This is a genomic window from Paracoccus haematequi, from assembly GCF_900631945.1.
Lineage (GTDB): Bacteria > Pseudomonadota > Alphaproteobacteria > Rhodobacterales > Rhodobacteraceae > Paracoccus > Paracoccus haematequi_A.
Genome location: NZ_UZWE01000021.1, coordinates 19,883 through 38,824 on the forward strand (window position 1 = coordinate 19,883; position 18,942 = coordinate 38,824).

At 69.3% G+C, this 18,942-nt stretch carries 8 protein-coding genes; 3 read left to right on the forward strand and 5 right to left on the reverse strand.

Features of this window, described 5'->3' with window-relative positions; translation table 11 throughout:
- Positions 1-133: 133 nt before the first annotated feature.
- Together PARHAE_RS03135 and PARHAE_RS03140 are read left to right on the forward strand one after the other, a co-directional pair.
- Positions 134-8,080, forward strand: a complete 7,947-nt coding sequence (locus PARHAE_RS03135) for a DUF7507 domain-containing protein (protein WP_126153147.1) — start codon at positions 134-136, stop codon at positions 8,078-8,080.
- Positions 8,081-8,099: 19 nt separating this feature from the next.
- On the forward strand, positions 8,100-11,660 hold the full coding sequence (locus tag PARHAE_RS03140; RefSeq protein WP_241232649.1) for a transporter: 3,561 nt from the start codon (positions 8,100-8,102) through the stop codon (positions 11,658-11,660).
- Between the two features lie 280 nt (positions 11,661-11,940).
- Here PARHAE_RS03140 and PARHAE_RS03145 read toward each other — a convergent pair whose 3' ends face one another.
- Positions 11,941-13,782, reverse strand: coding sequence for a DHA2 family efflux MFS transporter permease subunit (locus tag PARHAE_RS03145; protein WP_126153149.1), 1,842 nt, complete (start codon positions 13,780-13,782; stop codon positions 11,941-11,943).
- Entirely contained in the window at positions 13,783-14,931 is a 1,149-nt protein-coding gene (locus PARHAE_RS03150; protein WP_126153150.1) for an HlyD family secretion protein, read from the reverse strand.
- Positions 14,932-15,048: 117 nt separating this feature from the next.
- Between PARHAE_RS03150 and PARHAE_RS03155 the strand changes: the two genes are divergently transcribed.
- Positions 15,049-15,714: a TetR/AcrR family transcriptional regulator gene (locus PARHAE_RS03155; RefSeq protein ID WP_126153151.1), complete on the forward strand. Its 666-nt coding sequence runs from the start codon at positions 15,049-15,051 to the stop codon at positions 15,712-15,714.
- A gap of 6 nt (positions 15,715-15,720) precedes the next feature.
- On the opposite strand, the gene PARHAE_RS03160 is transcribed toward PARHAE_RS03155, so the two are convergent.
- From PARHAE_RS03160 to PARHAE_RS03170, 3 genes are read right to left on the reverse strand one after another with little or no spacing between them, the layout of a single operon-like run.
- Positions 15,721-16,764: an HlyD family secretion protein gene (locus PARHAE_RS03160; protein ID WP_126153152.1), complete on the reverse strand. Its 1,044-nt coding sequence runs from the start codon at positions 16,762-16,764 to the stop codon at positions 15,721-15,723.
- A complete protein-coding gene (locus tag PARHAE_RS03165) occupies positions 16,761-18,368 on the reverse strand; it encodes an efflux MFS transporter permease (protein ID WP_241232650.1) in 1,608 nt (535 codons plus the stop codon). Before PARHAE_RS03165 ends, PARHAE_RS03160 begins: the two co-directional genes overlap by 4 nt.
- The gene (locus PARHAE_RS03170) at positions 18,365-18,793 is read right to left on the reverse strand and encodes a MarR family winged helix-turn-helix transcriptional regulator (protein WP_126153153.1); all 429 of its coding nucleotides are present in this window, start codon (positions 18,791-18,793) and stop codon (positions 18,365-18,367) included. Before PARHAE_RS03170 ends, PARHAE_RS03165 begins: the two co-directional genes overlap by 4 nt.
- Positions 18,794-18,942 lie beyond the last annotated feature (149 nt).

Below are 18,942 nucleotides of genomic sequence, written 5' to 3' on the forward strand. Positions count from 1 at the left end.
ATCATGGTTGAGTCGTCGATGTCCAAAAACTTTGCCCGCAGTGTCCGCCGCAATTTCGCTTCTCACCGGGTCTTCTTCCAAGCATTTCTCTCGATCCTGCTGGGCTCCTGGCTCCTAGCTCCTGGCTTTCAGCGTGCAGGGCGCTGCGGCGCAGGCGGTCGATTGGGTAGTCAACGTCAACGATTCGGCCTCGGATCCGTCGCCTGCGGGCGGGCTGATCGATTATTCGATCCGCATCACCAATGACGGCTTCAACGCAGCGCCCGCGACCTCGCTGAGCCTGACGGTCCCCTCCGGCACGGTGCTAGAGGCCACGACCGGGGCCATCACCGGCTGCGCGCCCCTGCCGGCGACGGGACCGGCCACGGTTTCCTGCCCCGTGCCCGCGCTGGCGGCGGGGGCGGACGTCAGCTTCACGGCGCATCTGCGCAGTTCGGTGCAGGGCACGATCACCTTTGGCGCCGCGGTCCCGGCCACTGCGGGCACGGCGACCGACACCCAGCCCGGCAACAACGCCGTGACCGAGAATACCAGCATCACCGCGGGCGCCGATATCGCGCTGGAGATGACCGGGCCGGATTCGGCGGCGGCCGGGTCTGTCGTGACCTACGCGCTGGCCGCGACGAACAACGGCCCCGATGCGGTCAGCAACCTGACGCTGACCTTCCCGGTCCCGACCGGCCTTGCCAACATCACCCCCCCGTCCGGCTGCACGCTGGTCGGCGGCACCTATCGCTGCGCCATCGCCGGTCCGGTCGCGGTCGGCGCGACGGTGACGCAGAACTTCCAGGCGCAGATCGTCGCGGCCTCCGGCTCGACCATCACCCCGGCGGCCAGCATCGGCGGCGGTACGCCCAACGACCCGATCCCCGATAACAACGCCGCGCTGAAAAATACCGAGATTCAGGCCGGCAGCGACCTGTCGATCGTCAAATCCCGCGCGCCTGCGGGCACGATCCTGGTGGGCGATCAGGTCACCTTCACGCTGACCCCGCGCTATTCCGGTGACAGCCCGCAGGGGATCACGGTCACCGACAGCCTGCCCGCGAATTACAGCATCGTCTCGGTCACGGCGCCGGGCTGGTCGGCGACCACGGCGGGCCAGACGGTGACGGCGACCCGCGCTTCGGGCACCGGGTCAGGGGCGAATGTCGCGTTGGGGCCGATCACCATCGTCGCGCAGGCCGACACGCCGGGCAGCATCGTCAACACGGCGCAGATTTCGGCCGCGACCGCCGATCCGAACCCTGCCAACAACAGCGACGACGATGGCGGCGTGACCATCGAGGCGCCGCGCGTCGACCTCCGCGCCAACAAGAGGGGGCCGTCTCCGGCGCTGTATGTCGTGGGCCAGAACTATGATTTCGACATCAGCACCAGCAATGTCGGCAACGCGCCCTTCTCGGGCCAGTTGACCATGACCGACCATCTGCCGGCCGGGATGACGGTGACGAGCGCCGCTCTGAACGGTTGGACATGTCCCGCCCTGCCGGTGGCCGGGCCCGCGAATCTGACCTGTACGCGGGACTATGCACCGGGCTCTCCGCTGGGCGTGGGCGCCCAGACGCCAATCGTAAGGCTGACCGCCACCGTGACGGATGCGGGGGCGCAGCCCAACGGGCTGACGGTCGGTTCTCCCGACCTGCCGGACGAACAGAACACCGCCAACAACAGCATCACATTCGGCGGCACCGCGGCCCAGCCCGCCAACAGCGCCGATCTGCGCGTCATCAAGACGGCCAACCTTGCGACCGTCGCCTCGGGCGACGAGATCCAGTTCACGCTGGAGATCGTCAATGACGGCCCGACCCAAGCGACCTCGGTCGCGGTCACGGACGAGTTGACCGGGCTGATCAACAATGCCGCAGGGCCGGCTGCCGGCTTCGTCGGCTATTCGGTGACGAACGGCAGCGCGACCGGCCTGTCCTGCTCTTCGGCCAGCAGCGGGTCCACAGGCCGCCGCGCCACCTGCTCGATCGCCACGCTGCCGGTCTGCACGGCGGGAACTGGTGACTGCCCGCGCATCGTGCTGACCGTCCGGCCCGGCGGAGACGCGGGTTCGCGCACCAACACGGCCAGCGCGATGTCCGCCGACACGCCCGATCCGGTCCTTGGCAATAATGCGGGCAGCGTCAGCCATGCCGTGACCGCGCGGACGGACGTGACCGTCAGCAAGGTCGCCATCTCCACCACTCCTCCGGCGGTGGGCCAGCCCTTTGAATATGTGATCACCGCACGCACCCTCAATAACGGGTTGTCGTCCGCTCAGAACGTCACCATCACCGATACGCTGCCCGCCGGAATGACTTTCATCTCGGCCACGCCCAGCAGCGGCAGCTGTTCGGTCAGGCCTGGGGCGAACACGACGACGGGGCCGGGCAACGACACCGTTACCTGCAACCTGGGCGTGATCGGCGTGAACGCGCAGCGCACGGCGACGATCCGGCTGCGGCCGAACCTGGGCCTGCAAGGCGGGACGGCGACCAACACCGTCGCCGTCTCGACCTCGACGGCCGAGACCGACACCAGCAACAACGTCTTCTCGCTGGGAACCGTCATAGCCAATCCGCAGGTCGACCTTCTGATCAACAAGACCGACAGCGTCGATCCGCTGCCGGTGGGCGACAGTACGGTCTATCACCTCACCGTGACCAATTCCGGCCCTTCCGTGGCGACCAACGTGGTGGTGACGGACGACATGCCGACCGACCATATCGCCTATCAAAGCTATGCCGTGTCGGACGATGGCACCTGCGGCACGTTGCCCACGCCGGGAACGTCGGGCGGCAAGCTGATCTGCAGCTTCCCTGTGCTGGGGGTCAACGAAAGCCGCCGGATCGACATCACGGCCCAAGGCCTGTCCAAGGGCGTCCCCATGAACCGCGCCGCAGTCACCTCGGACGAGACGCAGGGCGGGTTCGAGCCCAACACCACGAACAATGCCACGCAGCAGGCAACGACGCTGCGCACCCGCGCCGATGTCGAGGTGGTCTCGAAGACCGCCACTCCGGCCACCGTCAACCTTCGTGATCCTTTCCAGTTCGTGATCGACGTCCGCAACAACAGCGGGGTCGGCCTGGACGAGGCCGACGATGTGGTCGTCACCGACAATCTGCCCAGCGGGACCGAGCTGATGGGCACCCCGACCGTCACCGTCACCAGCGGCACCGCCAGCACCGCGTCCTGCACGGGCAGTTCGGGGGCGACCAGCTTCAGCTGCCAACTGGGCACGATGAGCCCCGGCGCTACGGTCCGCATCGCCGCGCCGACGCGCGTGGTCACGGTGACCTCGACCGGGCAGGAATTCACCAACACCGCCAGCATCGACACCTCGTCCTTCGAGGCGGATCAGACGAACAACAGCAATTCCGGTATCGTGACCGTGGGCGCAAGCTCTCTGGCGGGGCGCGTGTTCCGCGACTTCGACAACAATGGCGCGCCGGATGCCGACGATACCGGAATTTCCGGTCTCAGCGTGACGCTGAGCGGCACGGCCTTCGACGGCACGCCGATCACCCGGACCGTATCGACCGCAGCGGATGGCAGCTATGCCTTCTTGGGCATCCCCGAGGGCACCTACAGCATCACCCATGCCGCCATCGGCGAGGCGCAGTTGCAAGACGGCGACACGACCGCAGGCAGCGCGGGCGGCACCACGGCGCCGACCACGATCAGCGGTATCGCGCTGCCTGCGGCGACGCCTGCGTCAGGCTATCTGTTCCCCAAGGTGCCGCAGGCCCTGATCGGCATCGCCAAGCACCGCAGCAGCGGGCCGCAGATCCAGGCCGATGGCAGCTTCACCGCAAGCTTCGGCCTGACCGTCCGCAACCCCTCGCTGGAACCGCTGGAAGATATCCAGGTCACCGACCCGCTGGCCGGTGCCGCGCCCGCCTTCGGCAGCTTCGCGGCGCTGTCTGATCCCGCGACCGATCCGCTGGCGCCCGGCAGCTACACCATCGTCGGGGCGCCTTCGGGAAGCTGCGGCGGGGCGAATGGCGGCTTCGACGGGGCCTCGGACCGGGTGGTGGCCAGCGGCTTCACCCTGGCGGCGGGCGCGCAATGCAGCCTGTCCTTCCAGATCCGCGTGCGGCCCTCGGCGCCGATGCCGCCGGTCCAGGCCTCGGGCGGCAATTACGAGAACCTGGCCGATGTCGAGGGCACCGGCGCGCTGTCGGGCCAGACCCGCGCCACCAACCCGGACCTGGCCGACCGTTCGAACAACGGCACGACGGTGCAGCCGGGCGTGGTCTCGCCGACGCCGCTGGCCCCGGCTTTCGCGCCGTCCCTGACGCTGGTGAAGACGGCCGATACCTCGGCCCTGTCCGCCCCGCCGGCGGTGGGCGACCGGATCACCTACAGCCTGACGGTGCAGAATACCGGCAACGTGACGCTGACGAATGTGGCGGTCACCGATCCGATGCTGGGCGCGATCACTGGCAGCCCGCTGGCCTCTCTGGCGCCGGGCGCATCCCAGGTGCTGACCGCGAGTTATGATCTGACCCAGGCCGATCTGGACGCGGGCCGGGTCGAGAATACCGCGACGGCCGAAGGCGAGGCGCCGGACGGCAGCACGGTCGATGATGTTTCTGGCACGGACGCGACGAACGACGATCCGACCATCACCAGCCTGACGGCGCAACCCGCGATCACGCTGGTCAAGGCGGCGGATGCCTCGGCGGTGTCCTCGCCAGCGGCGGTGGGCGACCGGATCACCTACAGCCTGACGGTGCAGAATACCGGCAACGTGACGCTGACGAATGTGGCGGTCACCGACCCGATGCTGGGCGCGATCACCGGCAGCCCGCTGGCCTCTCTGGCACCGGGCGCGTCCCAGGTGCTGACCGCGAGCTATGATCTGACCCAGGCCGATCTGGACGCAGGCCGGGTCGAGAATACCGCGACGGCCGAAGGCGAGGCGCCGGATGGCAGCACCGTCGATGATGTTTCCGGCACGGACGCGACGAACGACGATCCGACCATCACCAGTCTGACGGCGCAGCCTGCGATCACGCTGGTGAAGACGGCGGATGCCTCGGCGGTGTCCTCGCCAGCGGCGGTGGGCGACCGGATCACCTACAGCCTGACGGTGCAGAATACCGGCAACGTGACGCTGACGAATGTGGCGGTCACCGACCCGATGCTGGGCGCGATCACCGGCAGCCCGCTGGCCTCTCTGGCACCGGGCGCGTCCCAGGTGCTGACCGCGAGTTATGATCTGACCCAGGCCGATCTGGACGCGGGCCGGGTCGAGAATACCGCGACGGCCGAAGGGGATACCCCGGACGGCGGCACGGTCGATGATGTTTCTGGCACGGACGCGACGAACGACGATCCGACCATCACCGGCCTGACGGCGCAGCCTGCGATCACGCTGGTCAAGACGGCGGATGACAGCGGCATCTCGACCCCCGCAGCGGTGGGCGACCCGATCACCTACAGCTTCACCGTGACCAATACCGGCAGCGTGACACTGAAGAACGTCGTGCTGACCGAATCGCTGGCCGGGGCGGTCGTGACCGGCGGCCCGATCGCCGCGCTGGCGCCGGGGGCGGTCGATGCGGCCAGCTTCACTGCGACCTATCGCCTGACCCAGGCCGATATCGACGCGGGCGAGGTCAGGAACAGCGCCACCGTGACCGGCACGCCCGACAGCGGCGGCCCCGTCTCGGACGTTTCGGGCACGACCGCCGGGGATGACGCGCCGACCCGTGTCACCATCGCGCCCCAGACCGGGATCCGGCTGGTGAAGTCGCTGGCCGGGATCGAGGACAGCAACGGAAACGGCATCCAGGACATCGGCGATCTGGTCCGCTTCGGCTTTGAGGTGACCAATACCGGCAACGTCGCGCTGCGGGTCGAGACCATCGCGGATGCCACGGCCAGCGTGTCGGGCGGGCCGGTGACCATCGCGCCGGGCGCGACCAACCGGGGCAGCTTCACCGCCATCCACGTCCTGACGCAGGCGGACCTGGATCGCGGCCATGTGCAGAACAGCGCCTCGGTCGAGGGCCTTGCGGTGCGCGGCGACGGCAGCCCGATCCTGGGCAGCGACGGCGCGCTTCGGGCCAGCGACGTGTCGGACGCAGGGACCGATCCCGAAGGGGCGGCCGTGGGCGATCCGGCGGCGGTAGAGACCCCCGACGGCGCGGGCGGGCGCGACGGCGATCCGGGCAACGACCCGACCGTGGCGCTCTTGACCCGCACGGCGGCGGTCGAACTGATCAAGAGCTATCTCGACTTCACCGATGCCAACGGCAATGGCGTCGAGGATGCGGGCGATACGCTGCGCTTCGGCTTTGCCGTCACGAATACCGGCAATGTCGCGCTGCGGATCGACACCATCGAGGATCCGCTGGCGGCGGTCGCGGGCGGACCCGTGACCCTGGCGCCGGGCGAAACCGACGCGGCGGCCTTTACCGCCACCTATCTGCTGACCGACGAGGACATGCAGCGCGGATATGTGCAGAATTCGGCCCGCGTCACCGGCCAGGCGGTCACGGCGGATGGCACGCCGATCCGCGACGGCCAGACGCCGCTGCGGGCCACCGATGTCTCGGACGCGGGCACCGATCCCGAAGGCGCGGCCCTGGACGATCCGCAGGCGGTGGAGACACCCGATGGCGAGGACCGCACCGACGGCGACGGGACCAACGATCCCACCGTGGTCAAGCTGGGCTGGCCCGAGATTCTGCTGAAGATCTCGATTCTCGACACGCCCGACAGCAACGGCAACGGCATTTTCGACGCGGGCGACCGGATCGTCTATGCCTTCACCGTGACCAATACCGGCAACGTCCTGTTGGAGAATGTCACCGTCGATCCGGCCAGCCTCAGCCTGGACCTGCCCGGATTCTCCTGTCAGCCGATCCGGCTTGAGGTGGGCGAAAGCGCGGTGCTGACCTGCACCGGCAACCTCTATACCGTCACGCCCGAGGATGCGCGCCGCGGCACGATCAACCTGGCCGCGACCGCGACCGGCAGTTCCATCGCAGGTGTGCAGGCCTCGTCCGATCACGCGGTCGTCTCGCCCACGATGGAGGCGGGCGGGCTGACGCTGACCAAGACGGCAGATCGCAGCACCGCGCTGGCGGGCGATCTGGTCGGCTATGTGCTGGAGCTTGGCAACGACGCTTCGGGGATCGCCACGATCACCGATCTGGTCGACACGCTGCCTTCGGGCTTCAGCTATCGCTCGGGCAGCGGCACGGTCGGCGGCAGCAAGGTCGAGCCCGAGATCCAGGGCAACCGGCTGATCTGGCGCGACCTGCGGCTGGCGGCGGGGGAAACCCTCCGGGTGCGGATCGAGGTTCTGGTCGGCGGCGGCGTCGAGCCGGGCGCCTATGTGAACCGCGCGCAGGCCTTCAGCCCCGCCACCGGCCGGCCGGTGACGCCCGAGGCCACGGCCACCATCCGGGTCGAGGCCGATGCGGTCTTTGCCTGCGCGACGGTCATCGGCCGGGTCTTCGACGACCTCAACCACGACGGCTACTACAATGGCCAGCCGTCGCGGCAGAGCCTGCGTCCCGACCAAGGCAGGCTGCCCGCCGCCGAGGGGGCCGAACGGGGCCTGCCGGGCGTGCGGCTGGTGACGCCGAACGGGCTTGCGGTGACGACCGACCGGCATGGCCGCTTCAGTCTGCCCTGCGCCGCCCTGCCGCGCGACATCGGCGCCAACTTCATGCTGAAGCTGGACGAACGCACGCTGCCGCTGGGCTATCGGCTGACCTCGGAAAATCCGCGCGTGGTGCGGCTGACGCCGGGGATGCTGACGAAGATGAACTTCGGGGCCACCCTGTCGCAGGTCGTGCGCGTGGATCTGTCGGCGCGCGCCTTCGACGGTCGCGACCTGCGCCCCGAGCTTGAGGCGGGCCTGCGCCAGCTGGTCGGCCAGATCGCGTCGAAGCCTTCGGTGCTGCGGCTGGGCTATCAGCTGCAACCGGGCGAGGCGAAGGGCGATGCCCGGTCCCGGTTGCGCCAGGTCGAGGCGGCGCTGCGCCGGTTGTGGCCTGCGAACGGCCGCTTTGCCCTGAATGTCGAGACGGCCGTGGAAACCGCTCCGGCCCGTGCGCGGAACCAGTAAGATGGCGAATTTTCCTATCATGAACCCGATTGCTTCCTTCCGTCTGACGGCCTGTTCCGCCCTGGCGCTGATCCTGTCGCTGCAATCCACGCTGGCGGATCCGGCCGGCAGCCGGGGCTGCGCGCTGATCCAGGGCGAGTTGCCCGGCGACTGCGCCCATGACAATGCGGGCACCGTCGTCTCGCGCGAGCTGCCGGCCAATGCCCGGCACGAACCGGCGGGCGACCTGGGGCCGCTGGGCTTCTCGATCTCGATCGAGGCGACCCCGGCCGAGCCGCGCCGAACCGTCGCGGGCGCGGCCCCGGCGCCCGACCGGCTGCGCGAGATGGACCAGGATCTGGACCGGCTGGGACTTAGGGTCAGCGTCGACGGGCTGGGCGCGCGGCCGATCCTGAACGTGGCGACCGCGGATCTGCGCAGCAGCTATGGTCCGGGGCAGGCGGTGGTGTTCCGAACCTCGTCGAACTATCCGGGCTGGATCGCGCGGGCGCAGGTGATCGTCATCGATCCCGACCGCCCCGGCCATCCGCTGGCGGTGCTGCCCGCATCGCCGAACGGGCTGACCGAATGGCGGATGCCCGCCGAGGGTCCGGAGGAGATGACCTATGTTCTGCGGGTCGAGGACCGCGAGGGACGGCGCGACGAGACCGTGCCCCTGCCGCTGCGGCGCGCCTCGGCCGTCCTGGAGGGCGCGGATCTGACCGGCCCAATCATCGCGCCCGGCGAGGGCGAGGACCGCACCGCCCGGCGCGGCATCCCGGTCCATGGCGCGGTGGTCACCGTCTCGGGCGAGGATCTGCCCGCCGGGGCGCGGCTGACCGTGCTGGGCGAACCGGCGATCCCCGATGCCGGCGGCCGCTTCGTGCTGCAACGCATCCTGCCGCCTGGCGAACATGACCTGCGCATCGCGATGGGCGACCAGGCCCAGACCCGCCACGTCACCGTCCCGCAGCGCGAGCTGTTCGCGACCGGCATCGCCGAGATCACCCTGGGTCGCGACCAGGTCAGCGACGAGACCTGGCGCTATGGCCGGGTGGCGGGCTTCGTCCAGGGCGTGCTGGCCGACGGGACCAAGGTGACGGCCTCGGTCGATACCCGCGATACCGAACTGCGCGACATGTTCCGCCATGTGACGCGGCGCTTCCCCGACCAGGTGCTGCGCCAGATCGAGGACCGCGACGTCTGGGTCACGACCGGCGACGACAGCACGGTCGAGAACCTGGCGCCGACCTCGGGGCGGCTGTTCGTGCGGCTGGAAAACGACCAGAGCTATGCGATGTGGGGCGATTTCCGCCCCGAGGGCGATCTGGACCGGATGGTGCGCAGTGACCGCACACTCTACGGCGCCTCTGCCGGGTGGCGTTCGGCCGAGACGGCCGCCGATGGCAGTCCACGGCAGAAGATCGGCGCCTATGCGGCCTCGACCGACCGGCTGAGCCAGCGCGACGTGTTCCGCGGCACCGGCGGCAGCGCCTATTTCCTGTCCCACCGCGACATCGAGGCGGGAACCGAAACGCTGATGGTCGAAATCCGCGACCGGGTCTCGAATACCATCGTGTCGTCCCGCCGCCTGGTCGAGGGGCGGGACTATCGCATCGACTATGTGCAGGGCGTGGTGATCCTGAACGGGCCCTTGTCGCCCTCGGCGGGCGGTCCGGGGCTGGTCAGCGACAGCGCCCTGGGGGACCAACTGGTCAATCTGGTCGCGCAATACGACTATGTCCCGGCGAACGGCGCGGATTCCAGCGACAGCTATGGCGCGCGGGCCGAAAGCTGGGTCACGCCGCGTCTGCGCTTTGGCGCCACGCTGGCGCAGGAAGGGGCAGGGGGCGCCGACAACCGTCTGGGCGGCGCCGACCTGCTGTGGAAGCGCAGCGAGGACAGCTGGTTCTCGGCCGAACTGGCCGAGAGCGAGGGACCGGGCCTGGGCCAGGCCCTGTCTCTGACCGGCGGGCTGGATCTGGATCCGGCCAGCCCCACGGCGGGCGTCAAGGGGCTGCGCGCAAGGGGGATGCATGTCGAGGGGCGGCTGGATCTTGCCGAAATCGGCGGCGCGGGCCATGTCACCGCCTTCTGGGATCGCCGGGACGAAGGCTTCGTCTCGCCCGACTGGAACGTGACGGTGGGCCAGCGCAGCGGCGGTCTGGACGGCCGGGTCGAGATCGGCGGCGCGACTGCCCTGACCTTCGGCGCCACCCGGTTCCGCGACGATGCGGGCAAGCGCGACGACCGCGAACGCATCGGGATCGACCACTGGCTGAGCGGCGCCTGGCAGGTCGAGGCCGAGATCGCGCGTCGCGACCTGGCCAATCCCACGGCCCTGGTCCAGGGAGAGAACGGCAAGTCCACCGACGCCGCCCTGCGCCTGACCTGGCATCGCGACGAGGATCTGTCGGCCTGGGTCTTCGGGCAGGCGAACCTGTCGCGGTCGGGCGATGTGCTGCGCGACGACCGAGTGGGGATCGGCGCCGAGGCCGCGGTCACAGATCGGCTCAGCGCGCTGTCCGAGGTGTCGGACGGCACCCAGGGCGTCGCCGGGCGGCTGGAACTGGCCTGGGCCAAGGATGCCGCCACGACCTATACGCTGGGCTGGCGCGAAGATCCGACGCAGATCGACAACCTCGCCAGCGGCGAGCGGCGCGGCCTGACCTTCGGCGCGCAGCGGCAGGTCAACGACCGCTGGGCCTATACGACCGAGACGATCCGCAGCGGCGTCACCAGCCGCCGGTCGCTGGCCTCCAGCTATGGCGTCAGCTACACGCCGGACGAACGCTGGCGCCATGATGTCGGGGTGGTCACCGGCCGGACGCTGGAACAGGACGGCAGCCGGATGCGGCGCACCGGCCTGTCGCTGGGCACCCAGTTCTCGAACGGCGAGGATCAGGCGGCCAGCCTGCGCGGCGAATGGCGGCGCGAACGGTCGGACGACGCGCTGCAACCGATCCGCCGCAAGACCTGGATGGTCACGGGCGATTTCACCTATCGCACCAATGACGACTGGCGCCTGGTGGGGGAACTGGACACGGTGATCTCGACGGGCGAGGACGACCTGCGCGACGGCCGCTATATCGAGGCGATGCTAGGCTACGCCTATCGCCCGGTCCATGACGACCGGCTGAACGCGCTGTTCAGCTATACCTATCTGGAGGATCTGCCGGGGGCCGATCAGGTCAATATCGACGGCGAGACGGACGGGCCGCGCCAGCGCAGCCATATCCTGAACGCGGCCTTCAGCTATGACCTGGACCAGCGGTGGACGCTGGGCGGCAAATACGGCTTCCGCACCCGCCAGCAGGCCGACCGGGACGATTCGGATTTCACCCGTTCCACCGCGCATCTGGCGGCGCTGCGGGCCGATTACCGCATCGTGCATCGCTGGGACGCCATGGCCGAGATCCGCGCCTTCCACGCGCCCCGCGCCGAGATGACCGAATATGGCGCGCTGCTGGCCGTCTATCGCGAGGTCACGCCCCATGCCCGGCTGGGGGTGGGCTATGCCTGGGGCGGCATCTCGGACGACCTGCGCAAGATCGAACCGGCCAAGCGGGGGATCTTCGTGAACCTGATCGGCAAGTTCTGACCCCCCTTCGGCAGGCCGCGACGCCCTTCCGGCGGCGCTGCGGCCTGCAACTCCTCGCCCCCGGCCTCCGGCCGCCTGGCCCAGGCATGCGGCAGGCCGGGCGCAGGCCCAACCTCTCCCGGATCGGGGTGACACCGACCGGCGCGGCCCGTCTCGTTCTGCGACGAGACCCGGCCCGCTCTCTCTGGCCACCCCCGCTCTGAACGGATTATTCCTGACTGGATGCAGGAAAGGTGCTGCCCAATCCGCCGTGGCAGATGCTGCCGGGTGAAGGCAATGCCTACCGCGTCGAGGCCGCGACCTTCGCGGTCGCCATCACGGGCCGCTGGGTTTCGTCGGGCTGGTCGCGCCGACATCCGGCAGGACTGTGGCTGGGACCGGATTGCCGGCTGATCCTGCCAATCGCGGCGCTTCGCGGACGGGTGCCGTGCGCGACCCTGGCCCCAGGCCGGGACGCGGCGCCGCGAATTGCTGGACCGAGGGCCGGGTGCCGCCCGCCGGGCAGGGGCAAGGCTGACCTGATGAAGGGGCGATCCGGGCTGAGGCCTCTCAGTGCCCGCCGCCGCCCGCCGCCCCGCGGGCGGGGGGGCTTCATCGCCAGGGCCATCACGGCAAGGCCCACGAACAGCATCGTCAGCAGGGTGAACACGTCGATGAAGGACATGATCGTGGCCTGCTGCGCCACCCGTCCCGCCATCTGCGCCAGGGCGCCGTCAACGGGCAGGCCGTGGCTGGCCAGGTTGCGCTGCATCATCTCAAGCTGGCTCAGCGCCTGCGGGTTGGCCCAGGTCACGGATTCGTCCAGTCGGGCGGTGTGCAGTGCGCGGCGGTCGGTCAGCACGGTATTGATCATCGCCAGCCCGACCGCCCCGCCCAGGTTGCGCATCAGGTTGTAAAGCCCGGACGCGCCCTTCATCTTGGCGGGCGGCAGCGTGCCCAGAGCCAGGTTGTTGATCGGAACCATGCAGATCATCAGCGACAGGCCGCGCAGCACCTGCGGCCAGAACAGTTCCTGAAAGTCCCAATCGGCGGTCATGCCGGTCAGCATCCAGGACGAAATCCCGAAGCCGACGAAGCCGCACAGCAGCATCAGGCGCAGATCCATCCTCGACGCCAGGATCCCGGCCAGCGGCGCCGACACGAACATCGCCAGCCCCGAGACGAACACCGTCTCGCCGATCATCAGGCTGTCATAGCCCCGGATCGCCGAGAGATAGAGCGGATAGAGATAGGTCATCCCGTAAAGCCCGATCCCCATCACGAAGGAAAACACCGATCCGACCGCGAAATTGGTGTTCGCGAAGGCCGAGAAATCCACCAGCGGCTCGTCGCGGGTGAAGGCGCGCCAGAAGGTAACAATGCCGCCCAGGACCATCACCACGAACAGGATCGCCACGGCCTCGTCCTGGAACCAGTCGTTGCCGGGCCCTTCCTCCAGCACGAATTCCATCGCGCCCAGGAAGGCCGCCAGGGCGACCAGGCCGGTCCAGTCGAACTTGCCCCACAACGACCATTCCGGCTTGTCGAAATCCACAAGCGCCAGAACGCCCAGGGTGACGGCGATCCCGGCGGGGACGTTGACCAGGAACAGCCAGTGCCAGGACAGCGCATGGCTGAGATATCCGCCCACCGTCGGTCCCACCGTGGGCGCCAGCGTCGCCACCAGCCCGATCATGGGCGAGACGACGTTGCGCTTCGCGGGCGGAAAGATCGTGAAGGCGGCGGCAAACACGGACGGGATCATGCCGCCGCCCAGAAACCCCTGGACGCCGCGCCACAGGATCATCTCGTTGATGGACGACGAGGTGGCGCACAGGAAGGACGCCGCCGTGAACCCCGCCGCCGAAATGGCGAACAGGTATCGCGTCGACATCATCCGGCCCAGGAATCCCGACAGCGGGATCATCACCACCTCGGCGATCAGATATGAGGTCTGCACCCAGGAGATTTCGTCCGAGGAGGCGCCCAGCCCTGCCTGGATTTCCGGCAGCGATGCCGAGACGATCTGGATGTCCAGGATCGCCATGAACATGCCGAAGACCATGATGAAGAAGGCGGCGACCCGGCGCGGCGTCAGTTCGGGCGCGGCGGCCTGATCGGCAGGGGCGGCGGGGGCGGCCATCTATCCGGCGGCGGCCAGGGCCGCGTCGGGGCCGGTGCGGGTGTCGATCTCGACCTCGACCGACAGGCCCGCGCGCAGGCCGGGCGTGCCTTCGGGCAGTTCGATCCGAACCGGCACGCGCTGCACGATCTTGGTGAAATTGCCGGTCGCGTTCTCGGCCGGCAGCAGGGAAAACACCGCGCCGGTGGCAGGGGCGACCGGCACCACGCGGCCCTCGATCGCGGGGCCGTCGAAGGCATCGACGGACAGGTGGGCGGTCTGGCCCGCGCGAACCTCGGCCAGTTGGGTTTCCTTCAGGTTGGCCTCGACATAGAGGCCCTGGTCGGGGACCACCGCCGCCAGCCGCGCGCCCGCGCTGACCAGTTCGCCCTGCTTGATGGCGATGTTGGCGACAGTGCCGTCAAAGGGCGCGCGCAGCGTGGTGAAATCCAGATCGCGCTGCGCCTGCGCCACGGCCAGTTCCAGGGCGCGCCGGGTCGCCCCGGCCTCGGCCCGCTGGGCCTTCAGCACCTCGACCTGGGCAAGGGCGCCCGCGATGGCGGCATTCGCGGCGTTGCGGTTGGCCTCGGCCGTGGCCAGGGATTCGTTGGCGTCGTCAAGATCGGCCTGCGATGTCACGCGCCGCCCCGCCAGATCGCGCGCCCGTTCGGCCGAGGCGCGCGCGGCCGTCAGCACCGCGTCGGATGCGGCAAGCTGCGCCTTCGCCTGGTCCACGCCGCTTTCCGCCGCAGCGACCTGCGCGTCGATCCGCGCCAGCGTGCTGGACAGCTCCGTCAGCCGGGCCTGCGCCTGTTCCAGGGCGATGCGGTGATCGCCGTCGTCGATGCGCAGCAGCACCTCGCCCGCCCGGACATGCTGGTTCGCCGAAACCGGAATATCGGCGACATAGCCGGTGATCTTGGCCGAGATCAGCGACAGATCCGCCTGCACATAGGCATCGTCGGTCGAGACCAGGAACCGCCCCTGGGACCACCAGTGCCAGCCCTCGTATCCCCCCGCCAGCAGGGCTGCCGCCGCCAGCCCGGCCAGGATCCGCATCTTGCGGCCCTTCGGGGCAGCGGCCTGGGCCTTGGGGGATTCCGAACCGGGCGTGTCGGCGTCGGGCGGGGTTACGGGCCGGGGGGCCTCGGGACGTTCGTGGCGTGACACTGATGCTCACCCTGCGCTGGGGACATCGAACCATCCGGTTCGAAGCGCCGAAATAACCCGTCGCGGCGCGGTTTTCAATATTCCATCGAACCCCCCGGTTCGATTAAAATCGAAATCATGACAGACGATCCGCGCCGACCTGACGATACCCCCCCACGCCGCCACGCCGCCGGAGAGGATCCGCAGAAGCGCGGCCAGATCCTGGCGGGGGCCTGGCAGGAATTCATGGCCAAGGGCTTTGACGCCGCCACGATGAACGGCATCTGCCGCGCGGCGGGCGTGTCCAAGGGGACGCTGTATGTCTATTTCCGCAACAAGGAGGATCTGTTCGTGGCCCTGGTCGAACACCGCCGGGTCCAGATCTCTGAACAGCTGCGCGCCGCCCTTGCCGTCCCCGGCGGGATCGAGGCGCGGCTGACCGCCTATGCCGCCGCGATCATCCGAATGCTGACCTCGGCCGAGGTGCTGCGGTCGCAGCGGATCGTGGTGGCGATGGCCGAACGGATGCCAGACCTGGCGCGCCGCTTCTATGACGCCGGGGCGCGCCAGGTGCTGAACGGCCTGGGCCGCTGGCTGACCGAGGCCGAGGAGGCGGGCCTTCTGCGCATCCCCGATGCCGAACGCGCGGCCCACCAGTTCGTGGAACTGGCCACGGCGGGGGTCTGGCGGCAATATCTGTTCGGCCTGCGCAGCGATCCTCCCCGTCAAGGGGAAATCGACGCCCTTGCGGCGGATGCCGTGCGGATCTTCATGGCGGCCCACCGTTCCCCGCCCGCGGGTTAGGGGGCGTCATCGCCCCGCCTGGGCGGTATCCACGTGGACGACCACCGACATGCCGGGGCGCAGGTATTCGGCCATCTGCTGGCCGGGGTCGATGGCGATGCGGACGGGCAGGCGCTGCGCGATCTTGGTGAAGTTGCCGGTCGCGTTGGTGCCCGCCAGCAGGCTGTATTCCGATGCCGTCGCGGGCGAGAAGGAATCGACCCGTCCGGTAAAGGCGCGGTCCTGCATGGCATCGACGGTAAAGCGTACCGGCTCGTCCGGGCGCAGGCCGGTCAGGTGGGTTTCCTGGAAATTGGCGATGATCCAGATTTCGGTCCCGACATGGGACACAAGCGCGGTGCCCGGCGTCACATATTGCCCGACCCGGACCGAGACCTGCCCCAGATGTCCGTCCGAGGGCGCGCGGATGACGGTGTTGTCCAGGTCGATCTGCGCCAGTTCGACGGCCGCCTGAGCGCTGGCGATGTCGGCGCGGCGCGATTGCAGGGCGACGCGGGCGGATTTCACCGCCTCGGTCTGCACGTCCAGTTGCGCCTGGGTCTGGGCGACGGCGGCCTGGGCCTGCTGCAAGGCCAGTTCAGACTGGTCGGCCGAGGATTGCGAGGCCACGCCGCGCGTGCGCAGCGCCTGCGCGCGGTCCCAGCTGGTCTGCGCCGTGGCCAGGGCCGATCGGGCCGATTCCGTCGCCGCCTCGCTGGCCCGCGCCGCAGCCTGGGCCGAGGCGACGCCCTGGGTCGCCACCTGCAACGCGGCCTGGGCGGCGGCCAGTTGCGCCTGGGCCTGGGCCAGCTTCTGCCGGGCGATGCGGTCGTCGATGCGCGCGATCACCTCGCCCGCCTTCACGGGTTGGAAATCGGTGACCTCGACGGCGCTGACATAGCCGGCGACCTGCGGGGCGACCGTCGTGACCTTGCCCCGGATATAGGCGTTCTCGGTCGTCGGTTGGGATGGCTGGAACGGCGGCAGGTGCCAGGCGAACAGCAGCAGCAGGACGCCTGCCGCGCCGATGACGAGGGCGATGACGGTGGGGATCAGGTTTTCTTTTTTCATGGGTTCGGGTCCGGTTTGGGCGCCATCCGCAGGGCCAGCCGGTCGCGCAGCAGGTGCAGGACCAGGGCCGAGGCGGCCGCAAGGGCGATCAGCGCCGTCAGGGCATAGGCGTCGTTATAGGCCATCACCCAGGATTGGGCGGACGCCTCTTGCGCGACCTGCTGGACGGCCTGCGCCCGGCGCGCGGCGGCATCGGGGATCGCCGCCGTCAGCGCCGCGGCGGCGCGGGCGATGGCCTGGATGGTGGCGGGATCGCTGGCGGCAAGCTGTTCGGTCAGGGTCGCGTAATGAGCGGCCTGGCGGTGGTTGATGAAGGTCGTGAACAGCCCCGACCCCAGCACTCCGCCCAGCGGCTGTGTGGAAATGAAGACGATCACGAAGGACAGCAGGTATTGCGGCCCGCGCGCAAGCGCCTGGACCAGCCCCGCCATCATCGCGGGCGGCAGGAACAGCATTCCGGCAAATCCGATCAGCGCCTGGCTGACGATCATCTGCTGGGGCCGGGTGTCGATGGTGGCCTGCGCATCCATGAACGCCCCCGCCGCGATCAGCAGCAGCGCCGTCAGGTGCAGCGCGGGCACGCGGTTGGGGCGCATCCAGGCCACGCAGGCCAGCCCGCCCAGCAGGCTGGCCGCGACGATGACCGCGAACAGCCCCGTCATCTGCGCGGGCGCCACGCCAAGCGCCTGGAACATGCGCGGCGCGCCCGCGCTTTGTTCCGACAGGATCAGCCGGAACAGGAACAGCGTCGCGGTCAGGTGCAGCATCGCCGGGCTGACCAGCCAGCGGATGTCCAGAAGCGGCGCGGCGCGGTTCAGTTCCAGCGCGACCGCCACGGCCAGCGATCCGGCCGAGGCCGCCAGCAGCATCCCGATCCAGGGCGCGTCGGTCCAGGAGTGGATCGGCCCCATGACGAAGCCGATGGTCAGCCCGGCGAAGCCGAAGCCGATCAGCGCGAAGCTGACGAAATCCAGCGCCTGGATCACCTTCTGATGCGGCACCGGGCGCAGCGGCAGGCGGAACACCAGCATCAGCGACACCATCGCCATGCCAAGCGCGGTCAGATGCACCCCGGTCAGCCCGCCGTCGCCGATCAGCGCGGGCGACACCACGCGCGCCAGGGTCGGCCCCGACATCATCACGGCCATCGCGGCGGGCAGGCCCAGGCGCATCTTCCAGTGCTGGGGCAGGGGTTCCAGCATGTACAGAAAGGCCAGCGTGGACAGAGGCGCGGCCGCCGCGCCCGACAATGTCTGGACCACCACCGCAGACCGGAAATCGCTGATCCAGACCGAGGCGAAGGCCACCACCACATAGGCGATGATCCCCAGTTCGGCGAAACGGGGCAGGCCGTACTGGGTGCGGATCTTGATCAGCAGCAGGGGCAGGGATGCGCGCGGGATCATGTAGGCCGCGACCAGCCAACTGGCCTGGGTGGTGGTCGTGCCCAGGTCGCCCGCAAACTGCGGAATGTTGGCCGACACGAAGCCCTGGCCCAGCCCCTGGGACAGGGCCAGCATCACGGACGCGCCCATATAGGCCAGGGCGCGGGGCACGGGCAGCGGCGGGTGGACCACCGGCGGCGGGGGCGCGGCATCCGTCATGGGCGGTCCAGCCGGGCGATATTGGCGGCGATGCGGTCCAGGACGGATTGCGCCACGGCCAGATCCTCGGCCGGGATGCCCGCCACCAGATCGGCCCGCATCCGGCGGGTGAAATCGACGATGCCGCTGTCCTGGCCGCGCGGGGTCAGGAACAGGGCGTTCTTGCGCCCGTCGCCCTGGGCCGGGCGGCGTTCCACGAAACCGGCCCGTTCCAGGGCGTCGATCTGGCGCTTCAGCGTCGGCGCCTCGATGTCGAGGGCGGCGGCCAGTTCGGCCTGCGTGGTCCCGTCCATCCGCGACAGCGTGGTCAGCGCGCGGGCGCGCGACAGGGTCAGGCCCATGGCCTCGGCCCGCGCGTCATAGCTGCGGCGCAGCAGCCGCATCAGTTGCAGCAGGGTGTCGAAGAAATGCGAGGATTGCGGCATGGCCAGGTTCCGATTATTCGTTAGCTAGCTAATGACATGGACCGCCGCCGTCAAGGACGGGCGCCCGTCCGGCCGGGTCTTCATCGAAGATCAATCGGGCAGGTGCCGCGCAGATCTGCCGCGCGGCAAAAAACGTCGGGCGCCGCGAA

Excerpts from the sequence above, each read along its gene's own strand:
- PARHAE_RS03140 (WP_241232649.1), top strand. The coding sequence starts at position 8,100 with ATGAACCCGATTGCTTCCTTCCGTCTGACGGCCTGTTCCGCCCTGGCG.
- PARHAE_RS03145 (WP_126153149.1), bottom strand. The coding sequence starts at position 13,782 with ATGGCCGCCCCCGCCGCCCCTGCCGATCAGGCCGCCGCGCCCGAACTG.
- PARHAE_RS03155 (WP_126153151.1), top strand. The coding sequence starts at position 15,049 with ATGACAGACGATCCGCGCCGACCTGACGATACCCCCCCACGCCGCCAC.
- PARHAE_RS03160 (WP_126153152.1), bottom strand. The coding sequence starts at position 16,764 with ATGAAAAAAGAAAACCTGATCCCCACCGTCATCGCCCTCGTCATCGGC.
- PARHAE_RS03165 (WP_241232650.1), bottom strand. The coding sequence starts at position 18,368 with ATGACGGATGCCGCGCCCCCGCCGCCGGTGGTCCACCCGCCGCTGCCC.
- PARHAE_RS03170 (WP_126153153.1), bottom strand. The coding sequence starts at position 18,793 with ATGCCGCAATCCTCGCATTTCTTCGACACCCTGCTGCAACTGATGCGG.